This window comes from Pedobacter gandavensis (genome assembly GCF_014172405.1).
In the GTDB taxonomy this organism is placed as follows: Bacteria; Bacteroidota; Bacteroidia; order Sphingobacteriales; family Sphingobacteriaceae; genus Pedobacter; species Pedobacter gandavensis.
This window is the reverse complement of the sequence record NZ_WNXC01000003.1, coordinates 113,767-136,727: the sequence shown is the minus strand read 5'-3', so window position 1 is coordinate 136,727 and position 22,961 is coordinate 113,767. Positions and strand designations below refer to the sequence as shown.

Genomic DNA, 22,961 nt, shown 5'->3' with positions numbered 1-22,961 from the left:
CTAATTTTCCTAATACGGTAAGTATCTTGTTAATACTGAACAAAATGAATGCTTGTTGTGAACAAGTTAATACTAGGTAAATTAGTATTTTTGTTCTTGTAGTTTGTCGGGGGGCATAACTTTAATCTTTTTGTATGGATATTTCTACCTTTAAAAAGAGGGTGAATATTGTTCCTGTTTTGGGGACATTGTATCTTTTAGTGTCCCTGATTTTGCTATGCATGGCGATCAGCTTTTGGGTGCTCCTTGCTGCAGAAAACCAACAACTCCGTACCTGGGTCTCCATGGTTTCAGGAATAATCATGCTAATTTTAGGCTATATCCTTATCAGACAGGTTAAGCAGGCCTTAAAGCCTAATAAAATCCCTAAATCGGGTTTTCAGGCCACAACTGTTGAGGGGCTTCAGCAAATGCTGGAACTTAAAAATAAAGAGTTAAGCCGCTTAGCACAGGACCTGATTAAAGAACAAGAAATCCGGGGATCTTCCGAAAAGGCAAAGCAAATTTTTCTGGTCAATATCAGTCACGAAATCCGAACTCCGATGAATGGAATTATGGGTTTTGCACGGTTGCTGGAGGAATCTCTGATCGATGAAGATCACCATGAATCCCTACAAATGATCATTAAATCTGCAGATCAGTTGATGGCCATCCTCAACGATATTCTGGATTTTTCCCGCCTGGAAGCTGGAGATATCAATTTTCAGCAGCTTCCTTTTACCTTAAAAGATAGCGTACATTCCATTTATAGAATGATGGAGCAGGGTGCAAAATGCAAAGACCTGAATTTTAGTTATGAGATCCCGGATACGTTGCCTGAAGTATTGAGTGGTGATGCCGTTCGCTTAGGTCAGATTTTGTTAAACCTGACTTCTAATGCGATTAAATTTACGGAGAAAGGGGAAGTGAAAATCTCCTTAAAAGTAATGAAGGAGCAAGCAGATCGCATCACTATCGCATTTAAGGTACATGATACAGGTATTGGAATTCCAGTAAACAAGCAACAAAGTGTATTTGATTTCTTTGAGCAGGTGACGAGTGATACCTCTAGAAGATACGCTGGAACAGGATTAGGATTAAGTATTGTAAAGCGACTTGTAGAATTACAGGGAGGAGAAGTGGCTTTGGAGAGTGTTTTAGGGAAAGGCTCTGATTTTTATTTTACCATAGATTTCGGAAAAGTATCAGATGAGGTGAAAAAACAAACCATGAAAACCAGTAACAGATTCCAACAACCCATAGTACAGAACGGTAAAGGGATTAAAGTATTGATTGTAGAAGACAACCCGATCAATCAGTTATTGGTGATTAAAGTGCTGGAAAACCAGGGCTATGAGATCACAGTAGCTAGCAACGGTAGAATCGCTTTGGAAGAATATGGAAAACAATCATTTGATGTCATTTTGATGGACTTACAAATGCCAGAGTTGGACGGTTATGAAACGACGCGGATCATTAGAAAGATGGAGGGCGACAAGGGAGAAATCCCAATTGTTGCAATGACTGCCCATACCATTGAGGGAGAATTGGAAAAATGTCTCAAAATTGGAATGAATGACTACATCTCTAAACCGTTTAACGCTTCGGAGTTGTATCAAAAGATAGAAATGATCATAGAAAAAGCCAGATCTAGTACGGTTACAGTCAACAAGTCCTAAATCTGGCTTTTCATTTATCTGTGATTAGGCATTTAGCAATTCCAATACCTGGGCAGTAGCATTCTTCGTATCTACTTTGGCAATAATATGTGTAATTACGCCATGTTCATCAATCAGAAATGTTTTTCTATTGGTACCCATATATTTTTTACCATACATATTCTTCTCTCCCCAAACACCATAAGCTTCTACGATCTTTTTATCTGGATCAGCAATCAGTGTAAAAGGTAAGTCGTATTTGCTGGCAAATTTCTGGTGAGATTTTTCGTCATCCACACTTACACCCAATACTACAATCCCTTTAGCCACTAAGCCCTGGTAATTGTCCCTAAAATCACAGGCCTCCGTTGTACAGCCTGGAGTATTGTCTTTTGGGTAAAAATAAAGCACCACTTTTTTTCCTTTGAACTGGTTTAAGGAAACCGTATTTCCATCCTGATCATTTGCGGTAAAATCAGGTGCGGTTTGACCTGCTGTTAATTCACTCATAATGCTATTTATAAAACGTGATTGAATAATTTCTATTATTGCCTTTCATATCAGTAACAATAACTTCCAGGGTATGTTTCCCTGGAGCAATGCTACCGTCAAAAGTATGCCATAAGCTCGCGGTTTTACTATCAAACTCCATCAAAATCCATTTACCATCCACATAACCGTTAAAACTTTTCAAACCGGAAAGGTTATCTCTCAATTTAAAGGATATCTTACTGATCCCTGCCATGTTTTTTCCATCACTGATATTTAAAGGTGTCAGGGTAGGAGGGAGCGTGTCAATGGCAATATAGAAGCTGCCGAAATTTCTTGGTGTTGCTTTTACGTAACCGTTGTCATAAGCACCACCCTGACCAGCACCACTTCTACTAACGATCAAAGCCTTCTCTTTGTATTTGTCCAAGCTGCTGTCGGCTTTAATCCAAAGATCAAAACCCAGGTGTAATGGCGTGAGGTTATTGTGGATTTGATGTATGGCAGAAAAAGCATTCCCTGCAGGTTTTGGGAAAGTCTTATACTGGAAATTCAGATCGTTGTACAAGGTTCCTTTTGGTAAAATAACTTTGACCTCCGGATTGTTAAATTCATTCTGGATGTCGTACGCATAAGTAATTCCAGGTGTTTGTTCCGGTGTTTTAAGTACGGCTTTATCATCTGCCTGCACCTTAAATGGCAGCACGCTTTTATTCCCTTTTCCATCAGTGATGATGTATTTTAACTCATGGAGTTTACCATCATTAAAATCTATCCTTCCATTATTCACCAGATTGCTGTAAATACCTAATGGATTCCCAGGGTCTACGAAGCTCTTTTGAATGCTTTTTTTGGTGTTGATAAATGTGGGGTAGTCGATGTGGGAATTGATCGCTTTGCTATTTTCAAATTTGAATCGCTCCATGGAAGAAGTGAAAACAGTTTTGCCATCCAGCTCCAATTCGATGGAGTAAACGCCATTTGTGCCCGAAGCTCCATTGTGTTTGTCTGTACTGATAATTCCAAATCCAACTTCTCCACCTAAATTAATTGTGCTTACCTGGTTCAGTTTATAATTTCCAGCTGCACCGATGACTTGAAAATATTGTTTAGGCGTAAATTCATTAAAAGGTTTATGATTTAAACGGTATACATACATCGAATAGATCACTGGGGGAATATTGTCTGGGATATCAAAGCCAAATAATTGCGGATTGATCGTTGCTTCTGTCTTTGTATCCCTGATCTCAAAATGTAAATGAGGACCGCCAGAGCTACCGGTATTACCTGTGTAGGCAATCACATCTCCTTTGCGAACCGGAATGAGTGTGGCCGCAGGGAAATCATCAATCTCATAGGATTTCTTTTGATATTGCAGGGTTTTCACTTGTTGTGCGATTTTAGGGTTAAAACGCGACAAGTGTCCATATACAGAAGTATATCCATTTGGATGGGTCAGGTAAACTGCCAGTCCGAAACCACTGTTTTGTACTCTTAAACGGGAAACGTAGCCATCGGCGATGGCATATACCGGGTATCCTTCTCGCTGATTGGTGCGGAAATCCATGCCGGAGTGAAAATGATTGGGTCTGAGTTCTCCAAAAGAACCAGCCAATGCTGGTGGAACAATATCCAGTGGGGACCTGAAATCTACTAATGGATATTTTTGATTACTAAAAATCTGTTGTGCATCGGCTACAAAACTGAACAAGACCAAGGTCAACAGTAAGAAGTTTATTTTAATCATCTAAACTATTTTATTTCGAAATTTAACAATTGCTGGCCATCCATCCAGGCTTCTAGTTTATCGCCTTCATGTACTTGTCCTACACCTTCCGGCGTACCTGTGAAAATCAGGTCTCCCTTTTTCAGGGTAAAATATTGAGATATAAAAGAGATCAGGTATTCAAATGAAAAGATCATATCCTGGGTATTCCCTTTCTGGCGCGTCTCTCCATTGATCTGAAGTTCAAAAGGAAGCTTGTGTAGGTCGCTTAGCTGCGCTTTGGGTACAAAAGTTCCAACAGCAGCACTGTGGTCAAATGCTTTTGCCAATTCCCATGGCAAGCCTTTCTCTTTGTGTAGCGTCTGAATGTCCCTTGCGGTGAAGTCGATTCCCAAACCAACTTCTTCGAAATAATTACCTGCAAATTTCTCAGCGATATGTTTTCCTTCTCTACAGATTTTTAATACCACTTCCAGTTCATAATGTATGTCGGAAGAAAACTCAGGAATGTAAAAAGGTTTATTTTCTCTTAAGGCAGCAGTATCCGGTTTTAGAAATATAACCGGAACTCCTGGTACAGGGTTGTTTAATTCTTTGGCATGCGCAGCGTAGTTGCGGCCAATGGCAATGATCTTCATCTTCAGATTTGGGATTAATAATTATGGAACTAACAAGATTCAACTCTGAAAGTTTCTTCCTCCCCAAAAATACTAAAGAATAGGGGGAATTATAAAACGGAAATGCGTTTTACTATGGTTTCAGATCCGGAAACGACCTTTAAGAAGTAAATTCCACTGTTTAATCGGTTGGGGATATTGTAGCTTTTTGTTTGTTCTCCTGCAGCAACTCGCTCATTAGCAAGTGTAACTACTTCATTTCCCAGCAAATCCATGATCTTCACAGAAAGGTTTGACTCACGATCTAATTTCAAAATCAGATTAATCTGATCAGTTACCGGATTCGGATAAACTTTGATGACGGTAAGGATTTTATCGGCTTTAATGCTTGTTGTGCCTTTGGTATTCGCCAGCACATCATTATATGGAATATAACCAAAAGCCGACTTAGGCTTATAGGTAGGGACATTGGCTTTGATTTGCGGAGTCTTGTAGATCTTCTTCGCCCTTACATTTGAGATGATACTGTCCTGTCTTTGAGCTAAAACATTTAAGCCGCAGAAAACACTCAGGCATAAAATGCAAGAAATCTTCAAGAGCTGCTTAATTTGTAGTTTTTTATTCATGTCTGGATAGTTCCAAAAATATAAATAATAAAACAATAAAATCAATGATTTTGTTCGCTAATTTAATATTTAACAATATTTAACAACTTATGGCGTTCTGTGTTGTTTGTCTTTTTAAACCATAATCAACGCTCTATGATTTTATAGGATTGTAAATTTGTTTATTTACTGTAATTTTACCGCATAATTAGAACAAAGTGTCAAATCAGAAAAATTTAAATGCGCTCAGTGCCGGAGGGTTACTCATTAGTTTAGGTATTGTATATGGGGATATTGGAACCTCGCCACTCTATACTTTAAAAGCGATTTTTACAGCAGTAAAAGGGGCTGGACAAGCAGTGACTCCGGAATTGGTTCTTGGTGCCATTTCCTGTATCATCTGGACGCTAACCTTACAAACGACGATTAAATATGTCGTGATTACACTTAAAGCCGATAATAAAGGAGAGGGAGGGATATTCTCACTATACTCTCTAGTCAGGAAAAATGCGAAGTGGCTTGTTTTACCCGCCGTAATAGGTGGATGTGCGATGTTAGCCGATGGAATTATTACCCCCAGTATCACGGTAACTACCGCTATTGAAGGACTAAAGCTGAAATTCCCGGATGTGCCTACCATTCCAATCGTTATCGCCATCATTACGGGGCTTTTTGTCATTCAACAGTTTGGAACCAATCTCGTTGGAAAGCTTTTTGGGCCGGTCATGTTTTTATGGTTCAGTGCATTGGGATTGTTGGGTTTATTGTTTGTCGTGCAGGATTTCACCATCTTAAAGGCTTTGAATCCTTATTATGCAGTGATATTGTTGATCCATAATCCCGCGGCATTACTGATCTTAGGGGGTGTTTTTCTATGTACTACCGGAGCAGAGGCCTTGTATTCTGACATGGGACATTGCGGAAAAAACAACATCAGGGTAAGTTGGGTATTTGTGAAAGTGATGCTGATTTTAAATTACCTCGGACAAGGGGTGTGGGTATTACACCGTCCTCATTATGAGGTGGAGCTAAACCCATTTTTCGAAATTGTACCTTCCGCATATCTGTTGTTTATGGTAGCTCTGGCCACTTTAGCAGCCGTCATTGCCAGTCAGGCGATGATTACAGGTTCTTTCACGCTAATCTCTGAGGCAGTAAGGTTAAACTTATGGCCTAAAGTAAGAATCAACTATCCTAGTATTCAGAAAGGTCAAATCTATGTGCCTTCCATCAACTGGTTGTTATGGATGGGCTGTGTGGCTATCGTGTTGATTCTTAAGGAATCCGGTAGGATGGAGGGGGCTTATGGTCTTGCCATCAACTTAACGTTTCTGTCGACCACCATACTCGTGGCCGCTTATATGAAACGTAAAAAGGTTCCTGTCTATGTGATTGTGATCTTTTTATTGATCTATGGTGTGATAGAATCTACCTTCCTGGTAGGTAACCTTGCGAAGTTCTTCCATGGTGGATGGATGACCGTATTAATCGGTTCTGCCTTATTCACAGTGATGTGGAGCTGGTATGTATCCAGAAAAATCAAAAACAGATTTGTTAAATATGTAGAGATTGAAGATTACTTCCAGATTATCTCTGAGCTGAGTGTAGATGAATCCGTTCCTAAATATTCTTCTCAACTGGTGTACTTAACCAGTGCCAACTTTAAAACAGAAATTGAATCTAAAATTATTTACTCGATCATTCAGAAAGAGCCGAAACGTGCCGATATCTATTGGCTGGTGCACGTAGATGTGGTGGATGAGCCGTATACGAGAGAATATAAGGTAGAATTCCTGATTCCTGGAAAATTGATTCGTATCGACTTTAAACTTGGTTTCAGGGTAGAACAAAGTGTAAACCTGCTGTATAGAAAAGTAATTGAAGACTTGGTGAAAAATGGGGAAGTGGACATTACGAGCCAGTATACCTCTTTAAATAAACATAAAATTGCAGGAGATTTTAGATTCGTGCTGTTAGAAAAACACTTGTCCAAATTCTCTAAACTGAGTTTCTATGAACGTAGTGTCATGGATTATTATTTTATTCTGAAACGCTTCAGTCTTTCTGAAGAGCGAAGTTTTGGATTGGATTCCAGTTATGTCGATGTGGAGAAAGTTCCTTTGATCTTCGTCACTCCAGATGATATAGAATTGACCCGATTGCCAGTTTAAAAGGGGATTAATTGCTCATACAAGGCTGCTCATATTCATATGAGCAGCCTTTTTTTGTTTATAAGATGGATAGGCATTAGGGTTCAAATTTTTAATAATCAGGTCTATATCATTAATGATGATGTGGTAGAAAGAATTTAAAAAGGTCTCTGGAATTTTAAATCATTAAAAAAGGCTCCGGGGAGGAGCCTTTTGTGTTGGCCATCTGACCGAACAACTATAGGGATAATTATAGGAGGGCAATTTAACCTGGTACGAATACCATATCTAAGATATGATTTTTTTTGCAATAATGGGCAATTATTGAGCAAAGAAGACAAGTAGTTGCTAGAAATTCTAGCTTTATGTTTATTTATAAAGAAATAATAAAGTTAAATTTTGAAATTTTTATTTCTTCAGAAATTTCAACAAAATCAAGGTTAAACGCTTGTAATTCCAGCGGAGTTTCTTTTTTGATACCGAAGTTTTAACGGAGTTTTCCTGGTTATCCAGGCAAATATAATCGTGCTTGATTCGCTATCTGTTTTGCTATTGTTTTGCTCTTCTTTTGCTATTGTTTTGCGCTGCTATTGCTGGAGCAAAACAATAGCAAAAGCGTAGTAAAAGAAGAACAGTTGAAAAATAGAGCTGAATATAGGTAGTTCTCCTGTTAACCGCTGGTTAAAATCGGAACTGAGGATAGGCTAAAACTGAAGCAAAAAAAATGGGCTGCCTGAAAAGGCAGCCCATGCTATATTTTATCAATGGATTATGAAATCGCCTGACTTTCTTTTCCTAGTTTACTATGTCTGTAACCGTAAAGGAAATACACGACCAAGCCAACGGCCAGCCAGATCCCAAAACCGATCCAGTTGGAAATACCTAGCTCACACATCATATATAAACAACTCATTAACCCTAAAACGGGGATTAGGGATAAGTTTTTGGTGATACAGAAATAGGTAATCACCAGACAGATGGTAAAGAAGATCCACATTGGAATTTTATGTTTAAACAATGCCCATCCTTCTTCATATTTCTTCTCCATGCTGACTGCGGATTGATCAATGAACTGTTGGTATTGCGATTCAGATAAGGCACTTAAATAGGCTGCAGCATCCAATGTCTTTCCTGGCGTAATTTTTACCGGGCCATTTTTAATCTCTTCTTTTACGGATTCCAACTCGGTTCCGCTAAGAGAGGTGATAAAATGAACAGGTTCATAAATCCTTGGCGTATTGAAAATAAACGCATTTGTTTCTTTCTTAAAAGCCGTAAAGCCAAATACCAGGGCACCAATTAATACCACCGGGATAATGTATTTGGAGTTCACATAAGGCGTTTTGAATTTACCACGCTGAATATTTGGTTTGTTCTGAAGCACCAATACACCTGCACAAACCAATACAAATGCAAATAACGTTCCTATGGAGCAAAGGTCGGTAACGATCGTCAGGTTCATAAACAACGAAGGAATCGCAACCACAAAACCTACCACAATCGTTGCAAAGGATGGTGTTTTATAGACCGGGTGAATCTTCGAAAAAGATTTAGGCAATAGACCGTCACGGCTCATACTCATCCAGATCCTAGGTTGTCCCATTTGGAAAACCAATAATACACTGGCCATGGCAAATACCGCACTTACTGCAATAATTCCACTCATCAATTTGAGGTTGATGTGGTCAAAAACAAAGGCAAGAGGATCACCAACAGCTAAAAGGCTGTAGTTGACAATACCAGTAAGTACCAGCGCTATGGCAACGTATAAAATCGTACAGATGATAATCGCCCACATCATTCCTCTTGGAAGATCTCTTTGTGGGTTCTTACATTCTTCTGCAGTAGTAGAGATGGCATCAAAGCCGATATAAGCAAAAAATACAGCTGATACGCCTTTTAGCACTCCTGATATCCCATTGGGCGCAAAAGGATCCCAGTTGGCGGTATCTACATAGAAGACACCTACTGCCAATACCAATAAAATTACGGCTAATTTCACCACAACCATGGCATTACTTGCATTTTTGGATTCTTTCATTCCCCTGTAGATCAACCAGGTAATGAGGATGATGATCCCCAGTGCGGGAATATCAGCAACGATGTGGAAATTGCCGATTTTTGGTGCGGTAATCCAGGCGTTATTGGCCAATTTAGTAGCCTCATCCAGGTTTGCAAAACTTTTACCGGCATTAATCAATGCTTCCGCATGTTTATGTCCGTTATACGCAGAAAGGTAGTCCATGGTGGCCCAATCAGGCACATGAATCCCTTTGATGCCTAAGGCGGGAATATTAATGGAGGAGAGGAGTCCCGTAAAATAATCGGACCAGGAAATGGCCACAGTGATGTTTCCAATAGAGTATTCCATAATCAGCGACCAGCCAATGATCCAGGCCACTAATTCGCCAAAAGCGACATAAGAATACGTATATGCACTACCGGAAACGGGTACCATAGAAGCAAATTCAGCATAAGCAAAAGCTGCAAAACTACAGGCAATAGCGGTAAAGATGAATAGAAAGATTACTGCCGGACCTCCATCCGCACTCGCTTTTCCAATGGTACTGAAGATACCTGCGCCGATGATGGCTGCAATTCCAAAAGCAGTAAGGTCTCTTACTCCTAAGGTTTTTTGTAAGGAGTCGCCATGCTCCCCATGGCCCTTTGCTGCATCTTCTAATATCTTGGATATTGACTTCTTTCTGAAGAGTTTTTCAAACATTGAATGGTGGTTAGTTTAGTTTGTATTATTCAAACTTATAAATTACTTGTAAACAATTAACCTAATTTCTGTAATTCGTCTTTTACAAAGGAAGCTAGCTCCTCAATATAACTCAGACTGAAGTCGAATTTAATGCCTGCTGTTTTATAAATTTCATTGATTGGCTTGGTATAACCCAGTGAAAGGGCAGCCAGATATTGTTCCAATGCTTGCTGTGGATTTTCTTTGTAATTTTTCCAGATGGCAATAGCACCCAATTGTGCAATCGCATACTCTATATAATAAAAAGGAACTTCAAATAAGTGTAATTGCTTCTGCCATAGGTTTCCAAATTCAGCTTCCTGACCTTCCCAATTTGCGAATCCTGCACCAAAACGCGTATAAATTTGCTTGAAAGTCTCCTCTCTATCAGCCGCATTATGACCAGGATTGGTATAAAGCCAATGTTGGAACTGATCAATCACCGCCACCCATGGAAGGGTTTTTAATACATCTGCCAGTTGCTCTTTTTTGGCGCGTAATAAATCTTCCTCATTGTCGAAATAAATATTCCAGTAATCCATAGAAATCAGCTCCATGCTCATGGAAGCAAGTTCAGCAACTTCAGAAGGACAATGTTTAAAATCATTAAGCTCCAGGTTGGCCGTCATAAAAGTATGGACTGCGTGACCGCCTTCATGTACCATCGTGGTCAGGTCTCTCAATGAACCTGCAGAATTCATGAAGATGAATGGTGCACCAGTTTCTGCCAATGGATAATTGTATCCTCCAGGTGCCTTACCTTTCCTGCTCTCCACATCAAAAAGGTTATTTGCTTTCATGGTGGCCAGCATTTGTCCCAACTTTGGATCAATTGCATTAAAACAGTCAATGCTTTTATCAATCAACTCTGTGCCATTTTTAAAGGGCTTTAAGGCTGGTTTACCTGTAGTGCTCACTTCCATATCCCAAGGCTTCAAAATACTTAAACCTAAGGCATCTGCACGTTTTTGGGCCTGTTCTTTTAAAATAGGTACAACCTGCTTTTCAATGGCTTCATGGAAATGATAACAATCCTGAGGGCTGTAGTCAAATCTGCCCAAAGCCTGGAACATGTAATCTCTATAGTTTTCGAATCCTGCATTCAAAGCGACTTGATGACGCATCACCAATAGCTCATCAAAAAGGATGTTTAAATCGTCTTTGTCAACCAAACGGCGTTGCTGGATGGTTTCCCATGCTTGTTGTCTTACTGCTCTGTCTGTATCTTTAATGAAGTTTGAAGCTTGCTCCAGTGTATATTCCTGACCATTAATTTCGACAGTCATGGCACCGGTAATCCCTTGGTAGCGTTGTTGTGCAACCTGTAATTTAGTGAGTAATGCTACATTCTCTTCACGATAGATCTCAATTGCTTTTTTGATTGCTCTGATGTAAACAAAATACTTTTCCTGATCCAGCTCATCGATAAATGGGCTGTCATTGAATTTTTTATTCAGCTGATTGGCGATCGGAGAGATTTTTGGTTCAATCTCCGTAGCGAAGTATTGAAAATCTTCAACCAGTTTCTCATTGGCTGTATCACAGCTCATGCGAATGTAACGCCAGGCAAAATCTTCCTCCAATGCAGCTTCCAATTCGCTTTTGTCTTTCAGCCATTTTTCCAGTTCGGCAACATCAGCAATTGGGCGTTCCAGCAACTCGGCTAAAATAGGCGCTAAATTGTCCCATTTCATTTCGAGCTGCTGCGGAATGTAAGTTCTTTGCTTTACAGGTATATTAAGATTGATCATAGTTTTATTTAAATTACCAAGGCAAATATAATGAACGCAGGGCAGAGGCTTAAATTAAAAAGCCTTTTTCAAGCAGGGCTCGAAAAAGGCGAAGACAGATTAGGATTTTTTTTTCCTAAAGTTCGTTTAAGCAGTGTAGAGTAAGGTCCTCATTAAGGCATCTGCAAGGAAGCAAGCTGCAAAAATTACAGAAGCGAAGCCGTTGGTCGTCATGAATGCTTTATCTACTTTACTAATGTCATTTGGCTTAACTAATAAATGTTGATAGATCAACATTGCGCAGAAAAATGCAACTCCCAAGTAATAAAACCAACTAAAGTTATCCGGAGCCAAAGCAATGGGTACAATGACACACAATGCAGAAAGTACATGGAGCAGTTCTGAAAGTTTTAAGGCGTTTTTGATGCCCAATGCTGCGGGAATGGAATGTAGTTTTTCATCCCGGTCAAAACCTTCATCTTGAAGGGCATAGATGATGTCAAAGCCACTTACCCAAAAGAGCACAGCAAAAGAATATAGCACTGGAATTAGACTGAAATGTCCGGTTACTGCAATATAAGCACCAATGGGAGCCAAAGAAAGACCTAAGCCCAGTACCATATGGCACAGTGCGGTAAATCTTTTGGTGTAACTATAAAATAACACCACAAACAAAGCTACCGGTGATAGGTAAAAGCAAAGCGGATTGATGAATGCAGTGGTCGCTATAAATAAAATACAGTTGACAATGACAAAGATCAGTGCTTCATTAGCTGATACCCTTCCTGCAGGAATATCACGCATTTGGGTGCGTGGATTTTTGGCATCAATGTTTCTGTCCAGGTACCTGTTAAAGGCCATCGCCGCATTGCGGGCAAAGACCATACACAGCAATACCATCACTAATAACATCCAATTAAAAGGACTGGAGGTTGTGGTTACACCCAGAAAAAAACCAATCATCGCAAAAGGAAGTGCAAAAACGGAATGGGCAAACAAAACCAGTGAAAAATATTTCTTCATATCACCAATACCTGTTTAGTCTTCTTTAGGCGTTAAAATTGGCATCGCGAAATCAAGATTTGTCTGTTCAATAAAGTCCAGGATCTGATCTCTACCTTGGTGCTTTTCGGCAGAAGTCACAAAACATGGAGGGATTTCTTCAAACCATCCACCTAAGGCTTTTTTGAAGGCTGCGATGTTCTTGTCCGTTTTTACTGCCGATTGTTTATCTGCCTTTGTGAAAGCCAATACAAAAGGAATTTGGATTTCTCCCATCCAACAGCAAAACTCAAGGTCAATTTTTTGTGGCTCCAATCTACTGTCAATCAGTACGAAAACGCATTGTAAGCTTTCTCTTTTGGTGATGTAGTTGCGGATGAATTTCTCCCAGCTTTCTCTGCTGTTCTTAGAAACTTTGGCATAACCATATCCTGGTAAATCTACAATATACCATTTCTCGTTGATGAGAAAGTGGTTAATTAACTGGGTTTTACCCGGCCTTTGGGACGTTTTTGCTAAACCATGCTGATTGACCAGCATATTGATCAATGAAGACTTCCCTACGTTGGAACGTCCGATAAATGCATATTCGGGCATATTGGCTACAGGCAAAGCTGAAACCTTTGTATTACTACAAATAAATGTTGCTGATTTTATAATCATTTGACAAAGGTAGAAAATTAGTTTTCAACAATACTTATCTTTGCAGCTTACCATGAACGAAAAGATCACACCCTACCAGTCTGCAACTGCTACTAAAAAGGAACAAGTAGCCTCTATGTTTGATAACATATCTGAAACTTATGATTTTTTAAATCACTTTATGTCGCTCGGAATTGACATTCTATGGCGTAAAAAGGCGATTGGAGAGCTGAAAGCGCTACAACCGCGCTTGATTCTTGATGTCGCAACAGGTACCGGAGATTTCGCTTTTGAAGCGATAAAAATTCTTAATCCAGAAAAGGTAATTGGCGTAGATATTTCTGATGGAATGTTAGAAGTAGCACGTAAAAAGATAAAAGAACGTAATTTGGGCGGTGTTTTTTCTGTTCAAATGGGCGATTCTGAAGGTTTACATTTCGAAGACAATCATTTTGATGCGGTAACCGTAGCCTTTGGTGTAAGAAATTATGAAAATTTAGAAAAGGGACTGGCAGATATGTACCGCGTGCTAAAACCAGGAGGTAAAATCGTGATCCTTGAATTCTCTAAACCAAGAAAATTCCCAATTAAACAAGGTTATAATTTTTACTTTAACCACATCACACCATTATTGGGCAAGGTTTTTTCAAAAGATAATAAAGCATATACGTATTTGCCGGAATCTGTAGCCGCATTCCCGGATGGGGAAGCCTTTAATCAAATGATGACTAAAGTTGGCTTTAAGGAAGCGAAAGATAACAGATTGACATTTGGTGTCTGTGCAATTTATACGGGTGTAAAATAATAATGATCTGGCCGGATCTTGGTTCGGCTGGATAAATTCACGATATTCCAATTAAAGAAGCTGTATGAAAGTAAAACTATCCCTTTTTTCTCTTTTGATGCTTATGGTGGGTACCGCCAATGCGCAGAATTGGGGTGGGGGAATAGACGATACTGATCTGCATTTTGGTTTTACCTTTCAGTACATCTCTTCGGAATATAAATTACTAAAGAAAACAGATTGGAAGGAAAGTCCAGGATTAATCACTGATTTACCGGATTATGTGCCCAGAGGATTGAGCTCAATTTCCGCGAAGCCCTCTCCTGGATTTGGAATCGGATTTGTAGTGAACCAAAAGTTATTGGAAAACGTGGATGTTCGCCTGACCCCAATTTTGGTGTTTAACGATCGGATACTGACTTACCGTTTTGAAAATATTCCAATCACTGCGGGACAGCCATTTTTGGATGTAGAAAAGAAAGTACAATCCACCCTGGTAGAGTTTCCACTCGGACTGAAAATAAAATCCAACAGAAGGAACAACTTCAGGGCGTACATGATTGGTGGAGTTAAGTACTCTACAGATATATCCTCCAAGAAAAAAAGCGACAATACGAAGGTGACTGATCCCATGGAGATGTTTCTGAACAACAAAAAAAGCTTTCTTTCTTATGAAGCCGGACTGGGTATGGATTTGTATTTTGAATACTTCAAAATGTCACCTGAGCTGAAATTATCTTATTCTTTTGATAGTGTCATGAAAAGGGAAGTACCACATGTGTTTTCTAATCCAATTGATAAGCTGATGTTGCGCCATGTGACCTTCAGTTTGTTTTTTGAGTGATTTGTCAGATTTTTTTTAGTTTTGTTCAGACTATTATCAGCTTAATCGCGCATTACTCCGGTTTTAAGGGAGGAAATCATTTTTAACAATTAGCATTAAAAAAACAATATACCAATGAAAACTGCATTAATTACAGGAGCAACTTCAGGAATTGGAGCCGCCTGTGCTGATTTATTTGCTGCACAAGGTTATCATTTGATTCTTGTAGCAAGAAGAGAAGAATTGTTGAAAGAAGTGGCCAGGCGTCTGGAAGATAAATATGGCATTGAGACCAAAACGTTGGTGGCAGATGTCCGGATTCATGACGATCTTTCTTATGCCTTGGAAACATTGCCCGCTGCCTGGAAACAGGTAGATGTGCTGATCAATAATGCAGGGTTAAGTCAGGGTTTAGATCCAATTGATAAAGGGAATATTTCCGATTGGGACACCATGATCGACACCAATGTAAAAGGCTTATTGTATGTGACTAAAATTGTATCCAACTGGATGATTGCCCGGAAATCCGGACACATTATAAACATAGGTTCTATTGCCGGACAGGAGGTATATCCAAATGGAAACGTATATTGTGCCACAAAACATGCTGTAGATGCCCTAAACAAAGGGATGCGCATTGATTTGTTGCCACATGGCATTAAAGTAACAGCGATCAATCCTGGAATGGTAGAAACGGAGTTTTCTAAAGTTCGTTTTAAAGGAGATGAAAGTAGGGCTAAAAAAGTATATGACGGCTTGGAGCCTTTAGTGGCCAATGACATTGCCGAAGCCATCTGGTTTGCAGTGAGCAGACCGGCCCATGTCAATATTAATGACATGTTGATTATGCCAACCGCACAGGCATCAGGTGCAATTATTAAAAGAGATTAAAATTTCAATTCAAAAGATATGATATCAAATACTATAGATCAGGAAATTAAAAAAGCAATGTTGGCTAAAGATCAGGCCGCATTAAGAGGCTTAAGAGCGATTAAAGCAGCACTTTTGTTGGCGAAAACCGAAAAAGGATCAGCAGAAGAAATCACGGAAGAAACCGAAGCTAAGATTCTTCAAAAATTGGTGAAACAACGTAAAGAATCATCAGACATTTACAAAACTCAAGGTCGTGAAGATTTGAGCATTATCGAAGAAGAAGAAATCGAAGTGATCAGTCAATTCTTACCTAAGCAATTGAATCAGGCAGAAATCGAAAGTATTGTTGCACAGATTATTAAAGATTCAGGTGCAACTTCAGTAAAAGAAATGGGTAAAGTTATCGGCCTTGCCAACAAAGAACTTGCAGGTAAAGCAGACGGTAAATTGATCGCTGAAATCGTTAAAACGCAATTGGCATAGATTATGCTTAGATTTTATGTGTTTAAACTTTTTTCGAAAATTAATGACTTAAATTACATATAATTTAATTTACTGCACTAACTTAGTAGCATTACCTTATTAACACAAAATATGAAATACGAAGTAATAGACGAAGACGGGTTTAAATATATTGAGGCTGGAAAAGGAGAACCCCTGGTATTACTTCATGGATTAATGGGAGAGTTGAGCAACTGGGAACCAACGATAGATCATTTCAAAGAAAAGTATCATGTTATTGTACCCATTTTACCACTTTATGAACTCCCAATACTCACTTTAGGTGTAAAAAGTTTATCAAAATATATTCACAAATTTTTAAAATATAAGAAACTTAATCAGGTAGTTTTAATCGGGAATTCATTGGGAGGGCATGTCGGACTAGTCTTTACTGCCGCTCATCAGGAAAACGTAAAAGCACTGGTATTGACCGGAAGTTCGGGCTTATATGAAAATGCATTTGGCGGGTCTTTCCCAAAAAGAGAGAACCGTGATTATATTAAAGAAAAAGTACAGTATACCTTTTATGATCCTGCAATAGCAACGGATGAATTGGTAGATGAGGTATATAAAAGTGTAAATGACCGTTCCAGAGTGATCAGAATTCTGGCCTTAGCTAAATCTGCTATCCGCCATAATATGTCTAAAGAACTGTCCAGAATCACGATCCCGGTTTCCTTAATTTGGGGGAAACAGGATAAAATTACTCCTCCTGAAGTAGCAGAAGAGTTCCATGAACTACTGCCTAATTCAGAGTTAAATTGGGTTGATCAATGTGGACATGCCCCGATGATGGAGCGTCCGGAAATCTTCAATGAATATTTGGAGAAGTTTTTGAATAGAATATTATTAAAATAATGTACGCAGCTGAACTCATATCTAATTCAATCCCCCCACTAAAGACTTCTGATTCAGTTCAGAACGCTTTGGAGAGGATGACTGAGTTCAAGCTATACCATTTACCCATTGTCAATGAAACACAGTTTCTAGGCTTACTGGCAGAGGAAGAGTTGATAGAATTAAGGGATACCACTCAGGCAATCGGAAGTTTGCCTTTGTCTATTTTAAACCCTTTTGTGTATGAAGATGCACATATCTATGACATCATCAGACTGTTTCATCAATTGAATTTATCAGTAATGCCAGTGCTGGACTATAAAAAGAACTATTTGGGGCTTATTTCTATTCATAATCTGCTGGATTATACCGCAGAGATCTATGCTGTGAAAGAGCCGGGGGGAATTATTGTGCTGGAAATCAACAACCGCAATAACTCCCTTTCCCATATGGCACAAATAGTGGAAGCAGACAATGCGCAGATCCTTTCTTCTTATGTGCAATCTTTTCCCGATTCCACAAGATTAGAGGTGACTTTAAAGATCAATAAAACTGAGTTGTCGGGAATTATCGCCTCTTTTGAGCGGTATAATTACCAGGTAAAAGCTGTGTTTAACAGCACCATTTCAGACGATGGTACCGAAGACAGATATAATTCATTCATGAATTATTTAAACGTATAAACCCCATAAATGAGAACTGCAATATACGGTAGAGAGTTCAATAATAGTGTTCTACCATACGTACAGGAAGTATTCAATGTGTTGGGGGAGTTGAAAACACCCATTCTTGTTTACAAAGATTACCTTGACTTTATTAAAGACAAAATAAAGCTGCCTGATGGCATTGTCGCTTTTAGTCACCATACCGAATTGGTGGATCAAACAGATGTGTTGATCAGCCTTGGAGGTGATGGTACGCTGCTCGATACGCTATCCTTGATCCGTCATTCCGGAATTCCTGTAGTCGGAATTAATTTTGGCAGGTTGGGCTTTTTAGCCAGCATCAATAAAGATGAAATTCGCATGGCGATTGAAGCATTACGCAGTAAATCCTATGCGCTGGACAAAAGAACCCTGATCAATCTGGATTCTAAATTAGACCTTTTCGGCGAGGAGAACTTCGCCTTAAACGACATCACTATTCATAGAAGAGATAAGTCTGCGATGATGATCATTCATGCCTATATGAATGACGAGTTTGTCAATTCTTATTGGGCAGATGGCTTAATCATTGCCACACCTACCGGTTCTACCGCTTATTCCTTAAGCTGCGGTGGTCCGATTATCTACCCAAGCTCACAGAATTTTGTCATCACACCGATTGCTCCGCATAACCTGAATGTTAGACCGGTGATCATTCCTGATGATGTAACGCTGACTTTTGAAGTCGAAGCCAGAAGCGCTAAGTTTCTCGTATCATGTGATTCCCGGACAGAAACCGTAGACAGATCGGTGAAATTAACACTCAATAAAGCTAATTTTCATGTCAATCTGATCAGATTAAATGACGAAAGTTATTTGAAGACATTGAGAAATAAACTACTTTGGGGGATCGATACCCGAAATTATTAAAATGCATTTCAGAATTCAGCTCTTCTGTTTTTTTGCCCTGTTTTTCATTGGATCTTCCGCCTTTGCCCAGAATTTGGAATTTGGCCTGATCGGTGGAGGGGCCGGATATATGGGAGATCTGAATCAAAACAAGCCATTGAAAATCAGCGGTATTTCTGCCGGAGCCAATGTCAAAGTTAACTTTGATCCTTATTGGACCCTGGGCCTGCATTATATGCATGGAAAAATCAAAGCAGACGACCGGGAATCTGAAAATGCACAATTCAGAGAAAGGGGGCTTAATTTTAAGAGCAATTTGAATGAGTTCAGTTTGCAACTTGACTTCAACTTCTTTGAATATTTTGCCGGAGGTGGAACTAAGAATTTCACACCTTACCTATTTGCAGGGATAGGAGGGGTTTGGTTCAACCCAATCGGGAAGTATGATATTCCTTCAAATCCTGGAGAAAAAGAGTATCAGCTTCGCTTTTATCGTACCGAAGGGCAAAAGGAAGCTTACGGGAATTCTGCAGTTACAGTGCCTTACGGTGTAGGGTTTAAAGTCAGGTTAAAAGACAATTGGGGCTTATTTACCCAGATCGGTTACCGGACAGCTTACACCGATTACCTGGATGATGTGAGTGGGAAATACCCTATGGCTGATTATACAGCCAATGACCCGGCAGACCTGAGGCTGATCCGTCAGCACTTGTCGGGCTTCCCCAACGCTGACCCTTCATTACCAGTTACTAATCTTTACGGGACTCAAAGAGGAGACTTAAGAAAAAGAGATACTTATATGTTTGTAGGTATTGGCATATCTTATACCTTTGTGTCCCAAAAATGTTATACATTTTAAGCATATTTGCATTCATAAATGGGATTTAAAGAACAAATTGACGTTACACGCCTACCTGAACACATCGCAATCATCATGGATGGAAACGGGAGATGGGCAAAAAACCAAGGTAAATTCAGGCATTTTGGCCATGAAAGCGGTGTGCTATCTGTGAAAGATATTGTAGAAGGTTGTGCCGATATCGGTATCAAATACCTGACCGTATACGCATTTTCTACGGAAAACTGGAATAGACCCATTGAAGAAGTCAATGCTTTAATGGAGTTATTGATCTCTACTATTAATCAGGAAACCGCAACACTCAATAAAAATAACATTCGGTTAAATGCGATTGGAGACATTGCCTCTCTTCCTCAAAAATGTATTGATGACTTGAAAAGTGCGATGGACAATACAGCGAAAAATACCCGTTGTACCCTGACGCTTGCCTTGAGTTATAGTGCGAAATGGGAAATCCTGGAGGCTGCCAAGAAATTGGCTCAAAAAGCTAAAGATCAGGAGATTGAAATCGATGCGATTAATGAAGAACTTTTCTCTGCCCAGCTAACCACCACTAATATTCCTGATCCGGAGCTGATGATCAGAACCAGTGGAGAACACAGGGTTAGTAATTTTCTGTTGTGGCAGATGGCTTATACGGAACTGTATTTTACCGATACGCTTTGGCCGGACTTCAGAAGAGAAGATCTTTTTGAAGCGATTGTAGACTACCAAAAACGCGAACGCCGCTTCGGTAAAATTAGCGAACAACTGAACTAATTTTACTTTTAACACTTTTTAACATGTGTTTAAATTAACTTAGCATCGATTTTTAGATTGTAAATGAAAAGAATATATCAACTTATACTATTGTTATTGATTGGTTTACCAACAATGGCACAGATCCGTCCTCAGTCCAATCCTGCAACTCCTACATTAAAAGTTAATGGCCTGGATCTGGATTATTTTAATCCCAAGGAATACACTATCGCAGATGTAACCCTGTCAGGAACAAAATTCTTAGACAAAGATGTGATCATTACCCTTTCAAAATTAATTAAAGGGGAACGCATTGTACTTCCAGGTGAAGCAACAGCAAACGCAATTAAAATCCTTTGGGAACAAGGATTATTTGATGATGTACAACTAGACATTACTAAAATTGAGGGGGATTCAGTTTACTTCGATATCGAAGTAGTAGAACGTCCTAGATTGTCTTCTTTTGATATCCAAGGGGTTAGCAAATCTCAAAAAACAGATATCCTGGAGAAGTTAAATGCGAAGTCAACGAAATCTATTATCAACGAGAATTTATACAATTCTACAACCAGTATCATTAAAAAATACTTGTTGGAGAAAGGTTATTTCTTCACAACAGTAAGTTATAAGACTAAGCCAGATCCAAATCAGGAGAACCATGTGATTTTGGAAGTGATTGTAGACAAAGGCCGTAAGGTGAAAGTTCATGAGATCAATTTTACTGGTAATGAAGTGTTTTCGGACGCTAAACTGCGTAAGTTCTTAAAGAAAACTAAACAACAGGCTTTCTACAAAATATTCGGATCGGGTAAATTCAATAAAGAAAAATACGACGAAGACAAGAAAACACTGATCGCTAAAATGCAGGATAAAGGTTACCGTGATGCGGTAATTTTGAAAGACAGCATTTACAGATATGACGATAAATCGATTGGGATTAAAATCGACTTATTTGAAGGCCCTAAATACTATTTCGGAAATATCACCTGGGTAGGAAATGCTAAATATGCAGGTAAAGACCTGGAGCGTATTCTGGGGATTGAAAAAGGAGAAGTTTTCAGTGAAGAAAAATTAGAGAAAAAATTAAGAGGTAGTGCAAACAGTGATGATGTCTCAAGTTTGTACTTGAATGATGGTTACTTAACTTTTAACGTTGATCCTATCCAGACTAAAATCTATGGTGATACCGTTGATGTGGAAGTCCGCATTTATGAAGGTCCTCAATACACCAATAACCGGATTACGGTAAAAGGAAATACGATCACTAACGATAGGGTAGTACTTCGTGAGGTACACACTAAGCCAGGTGATAAATTCTCTAAAGACTTATTGATCCGTACGGTTCGTCAGATTGGTCAATTGGGTAACTTTGATGAATCTAAAACGGTACCTACACCTAAGCCTAACCCGGCTGATGGTACAGTAGATATTGAATATGCAGTAGAAGAAAAACCTTCTGATCAGATTGAATTGTCTGGTGGTTTTGGTGGTGGTAACATCATCGGTACCTTAGGGCTTACTTTCAATAACTTCTCTTTGAGAAATCTATTCAATCCAAGTGCTTACAAACCTTTACCAAAAGGTGATGGTCAAAAGCTAAGCTTACGTGGACAAACGAATGGTAAATACTACCAGTCTTATAGTTTCTCATTCTCTGAGCCATGGTTAGGTGGTAAAAAACCAGTGAGTTTTGGTGTGAGTGCATTTACCTCTCTACAGTCTAATGGATTGAAAGAAGTAGATAGTCGTGGTCAGCAACAAAGAATCAGACTGAACGGGGTAACGGTTAGTTTAGGTAGAAGGTTAAACTTCCCGGACAACTATTTCCAGTTGAGTCATGCTTTGAGTTTCCAACAGTATATCCTAAACAACTATCCAGGTTATAAATTCAGTACTGGTACTTCTTATAACATCAGTTTAGCACAGGAGTTGAGCAGGGATTCACGTGATTCTCCAATCTTCCCTACAGGTGGTTCTTATTTTAAATTCACTGTTCAGGCAACACCTCCATATTCATTGATTAATAAACTGAATTATAAGACCGCTCCTGATAAAGAATTTTATAAATTCACAGAATACCACAAATGGAAATTTGAAACACAATGGTACCATAGACTTAGCGGTAAGTTTGTCGTGAAAGCACAGGCACAGTTTGGTTTCCTTGGATCGTATAATAAAGACGTTGGTGATCCTGCCTTCGAGCGTTTCAAATTGGGTGGTGACGGTATGCAAGGCTTTGACTTCTTACAAGGATCTGAGTTGATCGCGATGCGTGGTTATGCAAACTCTGCAGTGATTCCTAATGGATCTAACGTACAGATTGCACAACAATCAGGTAGTCCAATCTTCACGAAATATGTGTTGGAGGTAAGGTATCCGGTAATTGCCAGTCCATCTGCTACAGCCTTCCTTGTCGCTTTTGCTGAGGGTGGTAATACCTGGAACAAGTTCGGAGATTTCAATCCTTTTAACGTTAGACGTTCTGCAGGTTTTGGTGCGAAGATATTTTTACCGATATTTGGATTGTTGGGTATTGATTATGGATTTCCTTTCGACAAAATTCCTGGAGTTGAAAATGGAGGAAAGCAATCATTTACGTTTAGTATTGCTCAACAGCTAGGCGGATTTTAATTAACGAGGAACAATAAA

General features: G+C 39.2%; 20 protein-coding genes. 12 read left to right on the top strand and 8 right to left on the bottom strand.

The annotated features are described in order from the left end of the window. Positions 1–134 precede the first annotated feature (134 nt). Positions 135–1,658: a response regulator gene (locus GM920_RS10750; RefSeq protein ID WP_182956915.1), complete on the top strand. Its 1,524-nt coding sequence runs from the start codon at positions 135–137 to the stop codon at positions 1,656–1,658. A 24-nt stretch (positions 1,659–1,682) separates the two neighbouring features. On the opposite strand, the gene bcp is transcribed toward GM920_RS10750, so the two are convergent. The 4 genes from bcp to GM920_RS10730 form a co-directional block, all read right to left on the bottom strand. Then, positions 1,683–2,147, bottom strand: a complete 465-nt coding sequence (gene bcp, locus GM920_RS10745; RefSeq protein WP_182956912.1) for a thioredoxin-dependent thiol peroxidase — start codon at positions 2,145–2,147, stop codon at positions 1,683–1,685. A gap of 4 nt (positions 2,148–2,151) precedes the next feature. Then, on the bottom strand, positions 2,152–3,873 hold the full coding sequence (locus GM920_RS10740; protein ID WP_182956909.1) for a M23 family metallopeptidase: 1,722 nt from the start codon (positions 3,871–3,873) through the stop codon (positions 2,152–2,154). Between the two features lie 5 nt (positions 3,874–3,878). Further along, a complete protein-coding gene (locus GM920_RS10735; RefSeq protein WP_182956906.1) occupies positions 3,879–4,490 on the bottom strand; it encodes a fumarylacetoacetate hydrolase family protein in 612 nt (203 codons plus the stop codon). 89 nt (positions 4,491–4,579) lie between these two features. Beyond that, positions 4,580–5,095, bottom strand: a complete 516-nt coding sequence (locus GM920_RS10730; RefSeq protein ID WP_235964498.1) for a T9SS type A sorting domain-containing protein — start codon at positions 5,093–5,095, stop codon at positions 4,580–4,582. Between the two features lie 197 nt (positions 5,096–5,292). On the opposite strand from GM920_RS10730, the gene GM920_RS10725 reads away from it, so the two are divergent. Beyond that, positions 5,293–7,245, top strand: a complete 1,953-nt coding sequence (locus GM920_RS10725) for a KUP/HAK/KT family potassium transporter (RefSeq protein ID WP_182956903.1) — start codon at positions 5,293–5,295, stop codon at positions 7,243–7,245. A gap of 748 nt (positions 7,246–7,993) precedes the next feature. Here GM920_RS10725 and GM920_RS10720 read toward each other — a convergent pair. The 4 genes from GM920_RS10720 to yihA all read right to left on the bottom strand — a co-directional run bounded on the left by GM920_RS10720 (position 7,994) and on the right by yihA (position 13,365). Then, on the bottom strand, positions 7,994–9,949 hold the full coding sequence (locus GM920_RS10720; protein ID WP_182956901.1) for an amino acid permease: 1,956 nt from the start codon (positions 9,947–9,949) through the stop codon (positions 7,994–7,996). A gap of 56 nt (positions 9,950–10,005) precedes the next feature. Further along, entirely contained in the window at positions 10,006–11,721 is a 1,716-nt protein-coding gene (locus tag GM920_RS10715; protein WP_182956899.1) for a M3 family oligoendopeptidase, read from the bottom strand. Between the two features lie 126 nt (positions 11,722–11,847). Then, positions 11,848–12,723: a UbiA-like polyprenyltransferase gene (locus tag GM920_RS10710; protein WP_182956896.1), complete on the bottom strand. Its 876-nt coding sequence runs from the start codon at positions 12,721–12,723 to the stop codon at positions 11,848–11,850. A 15-nt stretch (positions 12,724–12,738) separates the two neighbouring features. After that, on the bottom strand, positions 12,739–13,365 hold the full coding sequence (gene yihA, locus GM920_RS10705) for a ribosome biogenesis GTP-binding protein YihA/YsxC (RefSeq protein WP_182956894.1): 627 nt from the start codon (positions 13,363–13,365) through the stop codon (positions 12,739–12,741). Positions 13,366–13,417: 52 nt separating this feature from the next. Between yihA and ubiE the strand changes: the two genes are divergently transcribed. The 10 genes from ubiE to bamA all read left to right on the top strand — a co-directional run bounded on the left by ubiE (position 13,418) and on the right by bamA (position 22,943). Next, positions 13,418–14,149: a bifunctional demethylmenaquinone methyltransferase/2-methoxy-6-polyprenyl-1,4-benzoquinol methylase UbiE gene (gene ubiE, locus GM920_RS10700; RefSeq protein WP_182956891.1), complete on the top strand. Its 732-nt coding sequence runs from the start codon at positions 13,418–13,420 to the stop codon at positions 14,147–14,149. Between the two features lie 64 nt (positions 14,150–14,213). Continuing rightward, a complete protein-coding gene (porT, locus tag GM920_RS10695; protein WP_182956888.1) occupies positions 14,214–14,972 on the top strand; it encodes a type IX secretion/gliding motility protein PorT/SprT in 759 nt (252 codons plus the stop codon). Between the two features lie 114 nt (positions 14,973–15,086). Beyond that, entirely contained in the window at positions 15,087–15,842 is a 756-nt protein-coding gene (locus GM920_RS10690) for an SDR family NAD(P)-dependent oxidoreductase (protein ID WP_182956885.1), read from the top strand. Positions 15,843–15,860: 18 nt separating this feature from the next. After that, positions 15,861–16,307 carry a GatB/YqeY domain-containing protein gene (locus GM920_RS10685; protein WP_182956883.1) on the top strand — a complete coding sequence of 149 codons (447 nt, stop codon included), beginning with the start codon at positions 15,861–15,863 and terminating at the stop codon, positions 16,305–16,307. A 111-nt stretch (positions 16,308–16,418) separates the two neighbouring features. Further along, complete coding sequence (locus GM920_RS10680; protein ID WP_182956881.1) at positions 16,419–17,183, top strand: alpha/beta fold hydrolase; 765 nt, start codon at positions 16,419–16,421, stop codon at positions 17,181–17,183. Next, positions 17,183–17,845 carry a CBS domain-containing protein gene (locus tag GM920_RS10675; RefSeq protein ID WP_182956878.1) on the top strand — a complete coding sequence of 221 codons (663 nt, stop codon included), beginning with the start codon at positions 17,183–17,185 and terminating at the stop codon, positions 17,843–17,845. The genes GM920_RS10680 and GM920_RS10675 overlap by 1 nt, the downstream gene beginning before the upstream one ends. Before the next feature lie 9 nt (positions 17,846–17,854). Beyond that, complete coding sequence (locus GM920_RS10670) at positions 17,855–18,736, top strand: NAD kinase (RefSeq protein ID WP_182956875.1); 882 nt, start codon at positions 17,855–17,857, stop codon at positions 18,734–18,736. A 1-nt stretch (position 18,737) separates the two neighbouring features. Continuing rightward, positions 18,738–19,574 (top strand): type IX secretion system protein PorG, encoded by an 837-nt coding sequence (porG, locus tag GM920_RS10665; protein ID WP_182956873.1) that lies wholly within the window; start codon positions 18,738–18,740, stop codon positions 19,572–19,574. A gap of 18 nt (positions 19,575–19,592) precedes the next feature. Next, complete coding sequence (locus tag GM920_RS10660; RefSeq protein WP_182956870.1) at positions 19,593–20,333, top strand: isoprenyl transferase; 741 nt, start codon at positions 19,593–19,595, stop codon at positions 20,331–20,333. Between the two features lie 63 nt (positions 20,334–20,396). Further along, positions 20,397–22,943 (top strand): outer membrane protein assembly factor BamA, encoded by a 2,547-nt coding sequence (bamA, locus tag GM920_RS10655; protein ID WP_394367960.1) that lies wholly within the window; start codon positions 20,397–20,399, stop codon positions 22,941–22,943. Positions 22,944–22,961: the final 18 nt, after the last annotated feature.